This window comes from Actinoplanes sp. NPDC051346, from assembly GCF_040682215.1.
In the GTDB taxonomy this organism is placed as follows: Bacteria; Actinomycetota; Actinomycetes; order Mycobacteriales; family Micromonosporaceae; genus Actinoplanes.
The window spans coordinates 91571-92057 of sequence record NZ_JBFBAJ010000023.1 but is presented as its reverse complement, the minus strand read 5'-3'; positions in this window follow the sequence as shown (position 1 = coordinate 92057).

Sequence of the window (487 nt, the reverse complement as noted above, 5' to 3'; positions counted from 1 at the left end):
GGTCACATCATCCAGTGTCGTGGTCATCACGGCGCCTTCCTCGCCGGGCTACGCCCGGCGGGTCAGACCGGAAACACCGAAAGATCCACAGTCCCCGGCGCGGCACGGCACGGCGCCGGCACGACACGAAGGCGAGCGCGGCACGGGCGTGGTGTGATCGCGGGCACGGGACGGTGTTAGCGCGGGCGAGCGAGGACGCAGCGCAGGCGGGGACCCGGCGTGAGCGCAGCACGGCGTGGGCGCGGGAGCACGGCGCCGCGGCACGGCGTAAGCGCGGCACAGCGCCGGCGCCGCAGGGTGTGAGCACGGCACGGCGCGGGTGCCGCACAGCGCGAGCGCAGCACGGCGTGAGCGCGGGAGCGCAGCGCGAGCGCAGGGGCCCGGCGCGGCATAGCGCGGGCACAGCGCGAGCGCGGGCGCGGTGTGAGCGCGGGCGCGGTGTGAGCACGGGCGCGGTGTGAGCACGGGCGCGGTGTGAGCGCGGGCG